Source organism: Shewanella sp. 11B5 (assembly GCF_002836795.1).
GTDB lineage: Bacteria > Pseudomonadota > Gammaproteobacteria > Enterobacterales > Shewanellaceae > Shewanella > Shewanella frigidimarina.
Genome location: NZ_PJAP01000288.1, coordinates 1 through 7515, shown reverse-complemented (window position 1 = coordinate 7515; position 7515 = coordinate 1). Strand labels below are relative to the sequence as shown.

Sequence of the window (7515 nt, the reverse complement as noted above, 5' to 3'; positions counted from 1 at the left end):
TGGCCAGTTCTCTTTGCTCTGCAAGGCTGGCAACTAATGCAGGTAAAATAGGCGATTTTCGACTAAATTGAGCACCTAAATATCCAGCCACTGTCGTTGCATCACCTTTTACTTCCCTAGCGTAAAGCCCCTCAACTAAGCCTTTAGGATCGATAAGGAATGTTCTAATAATCGACGGATATAGACTTTTAAAATCTAATACTAAAACATCTTTATAATAACCTGGTATAGAAGACATAACATATCCACCAGGGCTTTCTAAGCCTTGGCTAGCGGGTTGTGCAGGTGCTACAAAACCACTTCGATGTAAGTGAGGCAGATACAAATGATAAAATGCCGCAATCGATGCACCCACTCGGCCAAACTCCAAACCCGTTAACTTAGCGCGTTCAATAGCAAAATCTAACAACTGTGTTTTTTCAAAAATATCCCACACTAGCCGGCAGTCTGTAATATTATAAAAAGCCAATGCATTTTTATCTTGTTCAAATAAATGGGTAATTTCTTGGCCACGATTTTCTACATGATCAATGGCTTTACCTTCAGATAATAATTGCCGTGATACAGACTCTAACGAAAAACTATCAAACTGATAAAATGCCGCTTTAAGCCAATCAATACCATCCAACACCACGCGCCCAGGTAAAGAGAGTGTTTCAGGCCTATATTTGTCAGCCACTTTCCAACTCAGTTCGGTATTGCCTCTACCAATTAATAATGGAATGTTAAGTAAAGCACAGCGTTTGAACAATAAAGCTAAATCAAAGGTCACTACTGCCCAGCCAATAATAATATCGGGGTCATAGTCGCTAAACCACGCTATTAAATGATGTATCAGTTCAATCTCATTTTTTACCCAAACAATAAAATCATGACATTGTGCTTGCGGTTCGCCCACCATAAACACGCATTGATAATCGGTACCATATAAACCGACTGAATAAAGTTCCCCTGTAAAACTACACTCAAAATCCAGTGAAGCCATTTTCAATGGAATATCGACTAGTTCGTTGCTGGGCATTTTTCTGGCCCGATTAATCGATAACAAAGGAATAGTTGGAGCTGGATTACTGGCTTGAAAATTTCCTGAGCATTCAATGTCTAAGGCGATAAATCGTTCAATTAGGTAGCGTTGTTCAGGCCTAATATCGGCTTCAAATAAGGTAATACCGATATCACTAGCAATACGACCAAGTAATTTCAATTGAGTATTTGATTTAAGATACAGCGCACTGATAGGTTCATGTGCAAAACTCATCAATGATATTGTCTCAGCCTTAAGAGCAAAGCCGACTTTTTGACTTAATTGATCCACATCTTGCTGACGACAGAAACAGATCACTTCACTGTGATATAGTTCAGCTAATACAGGTCCTTCAACGGTTTTGATATAATACTGAAGGACTAATTGTCCATGCCGATAAATAGCATGGCGAGTTAATACTCGTCCCTTCACATGGGTATTAGTCATTGGATAATCTGTTGGCTTCACAACGGGTTTGAATTCCTGCACAAGTTTACTCAATTTGATTTATTACTTCGTGGCATGCTAATTCACTGTTATTATGTACAGCATAATTCAGTCTATGTAGAAATCATACTTCCTATGCTACCGGATAACATAAAAAGTCAAATTCGCACCATTTACAAAGAAATTGCAGCCTCTATGCCGCAATTTCGTTCTCGTCGCGAACAAAACTATATGGTAGCTGAAATATCCAAAACCTTAGCGGGTGAGTATGACAAAGACCGTCGTATCATTGTGGTTGAAGCAGGTACCGGTATTGGTAAATCCTTATCTTATATCTTAGGTGCAATCCCTTTAGCCATCTCGAGTAAAAAGAAAGTCTGTATTGCTACTGCAACCGTGGCACTTCAAGAACAATTACTCCATAAAGATCTACCTCATTTTTTACAACAATCAGGTATTGAGTTTAAATTTGGTTTGGTAAAAGGTCGTCAGCGCTACGTATGTTTAGCCAAGCTTGAAGCCATGATCGGGGCACAAGACAGCTCGCAAATAGCCATGTGGCAAACTAAACCCGACCAAAGTCAAATTAACGAATTACAAAAATTGCATCAAGATTTTCATCAAAAACGCTGGAATGGTGAAATTGATACCTTAAAGCACCCTATCCCTGATTTTTTGTGGCAGCAAATTTGCTGCGATAAGCACAGCTGTCATCGTCAAGTATCGGCGCACCATAATTGCCCGTTTCATAAAGCCCGTGAAGATGTCGACACTTGGGATGTACTCATTGTTAACCACAGTCTGCTATTTGCCGATTTAGAACTTGGCGGCGGCGTCATTTTACCAGAACCAGAAGACATGTTTTATGTTATCGACGAAGCTCATCACTTACCTATTGTCGCCAGAGATTTCTCCAGTGCTCAAGCCACACTTCGTGGAGCATGCGATTGGTTAGAAAAAGCATCGAAGACCTGTTCTAAGTTACAAAATCAACTAAAAACCACTCATATCATTGCCCCTGTACAAGCAATGCTTGATCACACCACAGAGTTAACCAATTTACTGACTCAGGTTGCTCATTTTTGTGATACCCAACCGCAGTTATTCGCTAACCCTGAATCCAGACTTCGTTTTGAACATGGCCAATTGCCTCAATCATTATTAATACAGGCAGAAAATCTTGCCACGGCATCAGGTTCAGCGGTAAAGCAATTTAACAAAGTGGTATCAGTATTAAATGAAGCAATAAAAGATGGTGAAGTGCCTAAACACCAGTCAGAAGGGTTGTTATCAGAAACTGGATTCATTTTACAACGGCTAGATAATTTACATAAGTTGTGGAAAATGATGGCTAAAGAAGACAGTAAAAAAGGCGCGCCAATGGCACGTTGGGCTGAATTAATTACTGGTAAACAACAAGATTATTTATTTTGTTCATCACCTATAGAAGTCGGTTTTATGCTTGAATCTATGTTATGGCAAAAAGCCGCTGGAGTGGTGTTGTGCAGCGCAACGCTTCGAGCCTTAAACAGCTTCAACCATTTTGCTCATCAAGTAGGACTGTCAATGAATGATGGCAGCCGATTTTTAGCGTTATTATCCCCTTTCGATTACGAAAATAATGCGACTTTATTTATACCTCAAATGGTGTGCGAACCTACTGACGATAATTACACCACCGAACTAGCACAACATATTGTGACACTCATCGATGGTGAAATGGCCACATTAGTGCTGTTTGCTTCATATTGGCAAATGGATAAAGTGGTTGAGCTAGTTGAAGGTAAAATCCCTAAAGATCAGCTTTTTGTTCAAGGCGCTATTCCGCGTCAACAGATATTAGAACAACACAAAAAACGCTGTGATGACGGTCTACCCAGTGTCATTTTCGGTACTGGCAGTTTTTCTGAGGGGCTTGATTTACCAGGTGATTACTTAACAAACCTAATCATAACCAAACTGCCGTTTGCCGTCCCAACCTCACCAGTAGAACAAGCTCACGCAGAATACTTAAAAGTAAAAGGTGGTAATCCTTTTTTACAGCTGACAATTCCTGACGCTTCACGTAAATTAGTCCAAAGTTGTGGCCGACTGTTACGAAAAGAGCAAGATTATGGTCGAGTGACCATTTTAGACCGTCGTTTGGTCACTAAACGTTATGGCAAATCATTAATTGATGCCCTTCCTCCTTTTAGACGTGTTATTGAATAGGTATTGAGTTGGATTTATTATTAGACCCTAGCCATTGGGCTATATTAGCGGTCATCGGTATACTTGCTGGTTTTATTGATGCCATTGTTGGCGGTGGTGGACTTCTGTCTATTCCAGCATTACTAACGGTTGGGATCCCACCACATTTAGCACTAGGAACCAATAAGTTAGCAGCATGTTTTGGTTCTCTTACATCGAGCTATACTTTTTATAAACAACATCTATTTAACCCTGCATTATGGAAAGCATGTTTTTTTGCCACTCTGGTAGGGTCTATTGCAGGTTGTGGTTTAGTATTTCTAATTGACCCACTATGGCTAGACAAAATACTACCACTACTGATCATTAGCATTGCGATTTATACCTTATTTAGCCCCAAAGCGATGGGGGACAAAAATACTATCGCTCCAAAATATCGCTCACCCAAATACAAGCAGATTAGCCAAGGTTTTATTTTGGGCGGATACGATGGATTTGCAGGGCCAGGAATTGGTGCTTTTTGGACAGTATCGTCTATCTCGCTGCATAAACTGCCTCTATTACACAGCTGTGGATTAGCTCGAGTGATGACAGCGGTGAGTAATATCACAGCGCTCATTATCTTTGCATCAATGGGACAAGTGCAATGGATACTCGGCTTATGGATGGGAATATGCATGATGGCAGGTTCCTTAATTGGTGCAAGAAGTGCAATTCGGTTTGGGATACCTTTTATTAAGCCAATATTCATTATTATGGTATTGTCGATAGCAGTCCATCTTACGTGGAGTGCATGGGCATGAACACCCAACAATTGGTCTCGATGTTAAAACAACAGCTCGCGAAACTTGAACAAGACGCATTAATACACGACCAGAATTTAGCGCCTTCACAACGGCAGTCTTTACAAGAAATCGAACGTTTTAACAGTCAACTATTTGCCCAACAAGGAGCCCAACTTAGCCCTTGTATCACCCAGTTACGTCAAGACATTAAACAACTCGAAAAACAGCTTTATCTTAAGTTGGGTGGTAATGTTATCCAACTCAGTTGCGATCGTATTCAAGACCGATTTAGTGCGTTACGCAGAGCATTACTGACCACTCACATCAATCTTAAATCTGAACAACAGCGCAAAGCCAGTAACCGTGCCCGATATGCAAAAAAACAACAACAAGCAATACAAGACAGTGGATTTGGTTGGATAGCCAGCAATGTGATGCAAAACAGCCATCAACTCTACGCTGAACTCAATAAACATTTAAATTGGGCAAAAAAAATAGAGCAAAAAATACAACAAATGGAAGCATCTCTTGAATTCTGTCATAGTGATGACAAAATAAAACTGCAAAATGATATTCTTTCTATGCACCGTCGGTTAGGAAAGTGTAAACAAGCAACCAGTTATATTGAAGAGCGTATTCAACTTTTTGAACGACCTCGCCAAAGTTACCCACGTTAAGGAGCAACAATGAAATCTTTATTTACCACAAGTGCGCTTTTGGCATTTTTAACATCATCGTCAGTATTAGCAGCTAATTTAACCATTCCAATGTCATTTGAGTACCTAGCACTTGATGGTGCAGAAGTTGAAACCAGTATGTTCAGCCATCAATCAGATTTAGCGTTAACCAATGGTGTCCATAAAATTGCTGTTCGTTATCATGATGTGATTGATGATTCCTTTAGTGACAGTCAATCTTTTGTAAAATCAACGCCTTTAATTGTGACGTTAACGGTTGATGGCGATCATCAATATCTATTACAACCTGCTGATGGCGACATCATTAAGAATCCAAAAGCATTCGCAAAAAAACCACAAATCAGCATTAAACGCCAAGATAATGCTGCGGTAACTTACAATGTAGAACAAACTAATTTTACTGAGAACTCATTTATAACTAGTCTGTTTAACAATAAAAACCAGCATGATATTGAAACCTTATCAGCTTCAGCTACGGGTGACGGCAGTCAACCGATACAAGCATTAGCAGTCAAATCAGATATTGAATCTGCTACGATGAATGCACCTGTTATCGCAACTGTGCCAGCAGCAACGGCTCAAAAGCCGACTCCAGCCCAAGCAGAACAAATGCTCCAATATTGGTGGTTACAAGCCGATGACAAAACCCGTAAAGAATTTATGGGCTGGGCAATAAAACAACTGTAATGTCTCTATCGATCCCTTTTGTTTACCACGCCAGCTATTCACAGCTGGCGTTACCTAGCACCCATCGTTTTCCAACCACTAAATATCACAATTTATACCAGCACGCGCTCAAACAACAATTATTGTTTGAGCGATATCGCCATACGCCTACACCGATATCGAAAGATACGATCTATACAGTGCATTGCCCGCAATATGTCGAGCAATTTATCAATGGTGCCTTAGACCATAAAGCCCGAAGACGTATTGGTTTTCCATGGAGCCAAGAGTTAGTTACCCGCACTTTACACGCTGTAAATGGCACCCGTTTGTGCGCTGAATTGGCGCTTGACCATGGAATCGCGGTTCATTTAACTGGTGGTTATCATCATGCACACTATGATTTTGGCAGTGGTTTTTGCATTTTTAATGACTTGGTCATCGCAGCGAGATCAGCCATTGACTCAGGAAGAGCAGACAAAGTACTTATTTTTGATTGTGATGTTCATCAAGGTGATGGAACAGCGACACTCACCCAAGGCAACCCAGACATCATTAGCTGCTCTATCCACTGTGCGCAAAATTTCCCATCCCGAAAGCAACAATCTGATCACGATATTGCTCTGGATAAAGGTTGTACCGACAAACAATATCTTGAACATATACAACAAATATTACCTTACCTGATTCGCATCCATCAGCCAGATCTGATCATCTATGACGCAGGGGTCGACATTCATCAACATGATGACCTTGGATATTTCGCCATTTCGAATCAAGGTATTCTCGCTAGAGATAAACAGGTAATATCGATAGCAAAAATGCATGGCATCCCACTTGCAGCAGTAATAGGGGGAGGCTATAGTCGTAGTGAAGAAGAATTAACAATCCGACATAGCCAATTGTTAGTTGCGGCCAATGAATTATGGGCATCACAGTATTAGGCATTACAAAACCAACAATAATGCACCACTAAATTAAACAACCATCTCGGCATTTAAGCTGATGTCGATAAACTAAACTGTCTCAATGGAGCGTAATAATGCAATTAGAGATCCGAAACTATTATGAAGTTCTATTAATGGAAATGCTGCGAGATGAAGGCTTAATGGAAGAATTGCCAGAAGAATACTTAGCGGATTTATGCTGCGTCACATTGAATCAGTTACCCGTCAGGTACATTCGCCATTTAGTTGACACGTATTTTTTCGAAAATTATCAAGAATTAAAACAGATGAAAACTGAGATCAGTGAAGCACTTGAACGTTCAAGGCAATTCCTCAAAGCAAACTTGCAAAAACGCTTAAAGGAAGAAGCTGAGCTCGCAGCCGAACAACAACAGTAATTTAATCAACATTAGCTGATATTTTACGGAATATTGAATGAATATATGTTAAATCAGTATTAGCTATGTTCATTTAATGAATAGTTCATTCATATAACATGGATGTGTTTTGATTTGAGTTTTGAATTAATACGGTGAAATCATACGGGGAATATTGGAGGTTCCCCTAGAGCCACACCCCGGCACACGAGTCACTTGCTGCGGTTGCTCCCTTCCAGGCCTGGCCGAGTTCACAAGTTATCGTTGCGGGGGGACCCTAGGGTCACCATTGACTTCTGAATCATAAAATACAAAGCTTATGTGTCAGAACGGGGCGATTATCCCCTAACCCATTGGCTGGATCAAGCCTTTATCTTAATA

At 40.3% G+C, this 7515-nt stretch carries 7 protein-coding genes and 1 other RNA gene; 6 read left to right on the top strand and 2 right to left on the bottom strand.

Going from position 1 to position 7515, the window contains the following annotated elements:
- On the bottom strand, positions 1 to 1471 hold a 1471-nt coding region (locus tag CXF78_RS05475; RefSeq protein ID WP_102036208.1), incomplete at its 3' end, for a DNA polymerase II.
- Positions 1472 to 1606: 135 nt separating this feature from the next.
- On the opposite strand from CXF78_RS05475, the gene dinG reads away from it, so the two are divergent.
- From dinG to CXF78_RS05445, 6 genes are all read left to right on the top strand, one after another.
- Positions 1607 to 3682: an ATP-dependent DNA helicase DinG gene (gene dinG / locus CXF78_RS05470; protein ID WP_059745469.1), complete on the top strand. Its 2076-nt coding sequence runs from the start codon at positions 1607 to 1609 to the stop codon at positions 3680 to 3682.
- 8 nt (positions 3683 to 3690) lie between these two features.
- Positions 3691 to 4464 (top strand): TSUP family transporter, encoded by a 774-nt coding sequence (locus tag CXF78_RS05465; RefSeq protein ID WP_102036207.1) that lies wholly within the window; start codon positions 3691 to 3693, stop codon positions 4462 to 4464.
- Positions 4461 to 5123, top strand: coding sequence for a primosomal replication protein (locus tag CXF78_RS05460; protein ID WP_011638082.1), 663 nt, complete (start codon positions 4461 to 4463; stop codon positions 5121 to 5123). Before CXF78_RS05465 ends, CXF78_RS05460 begins: the two co-directional genes overlap by 4 nt.
- A gap of 9 nt (positions 5124 to 5132) precedes the next feature.
- Positions 5133 to 5831 carry a DUF2057 domain-containing protein gene (locus tag CXF78_RS05455; RefSeq protein ID WP_102036206.1) on the top strand — a complete coding sequence of 233 codons (699 nt, stop codon included), beginning with the start codon at positions 5133 to 5135 and terminating at the stop codon, positions 5829 to 5831.
- Positions 5831 to 6754: a histone deacetylase family protein gene (locus CXF78_RS05450; RefSeq protein ID WP_102036205.1), complete on the top strand. Its 924-nt coding sequence runs from the start codon at positions 5831 to 5833 to the stop codon at positions 6752 to 6754. The genes CXF78_RS05455 and CXF78_RS05450 overlap by 1 nt, the downstream gene beginning before the upstream one ends.
- Positions 6755 to 6852: 98 nt before the next feature.
- Entirely contained in the window at positions 6853 to 7155 is a 303-nt protein-coding gene (locus tag CXF78_RS05445) for a late competence development ComFB family protein (protein WP_011638085.1), read from the top strand.
- 163 nt (positions 7156 to 7318) lie between these two features.
- Here CXF78_RS05445 and ffs read toward each other — a convergent pair.
- An RNA gene (ffs, locus tag CXF78_RS05440) (signal recognition particle sRNA small type) lies at positions 7319 to 7415 on the bottom strand.
- Between the last annotated feature and the right edge of the window lie 100 nt (positions 7416 to 7515).

What these genes read in the sequence shown, in the direction of transcription:
- dinG (WP_059745469.1), top strand. Translation starts at nt 1,607, where the DNA reads ATGCTACCGGATAACATAAAAAGTCAAATTCGCACCATTTACAAAGAA.
- CXF78_RS05455 (WP_102036206.1), top strand. Translation starts at nt 5,133, where the DNA reads ATGAAATCTTTATTTACCACAAGTGCGCTTTTGGCATTTTTAACATCA.
- CXF78_RS05445 (WP_011638085.1), top strand. Translation starts at nt 6,853, where the DNA reads ATGCAATTAGAGATCCGAAACTATTATGAAGTTCTATTAATGGAAATG.
- CXF78_RS05460 (WP_011638082.1), top strand. Translation starts at nt 4,461, where the DNA reads ATGAACACCCAACAATTGGTCTCGATGTTAAAACAACAGCTCGCGAAA.
- CXF78_RS05450 (WP_102036205.1), top strand. Translation starts at nt 5,831, where the DNA reads ATGTCTCTATCGATCCCTTTTGTTTACCACGCCAGCTATTCACAGCTG.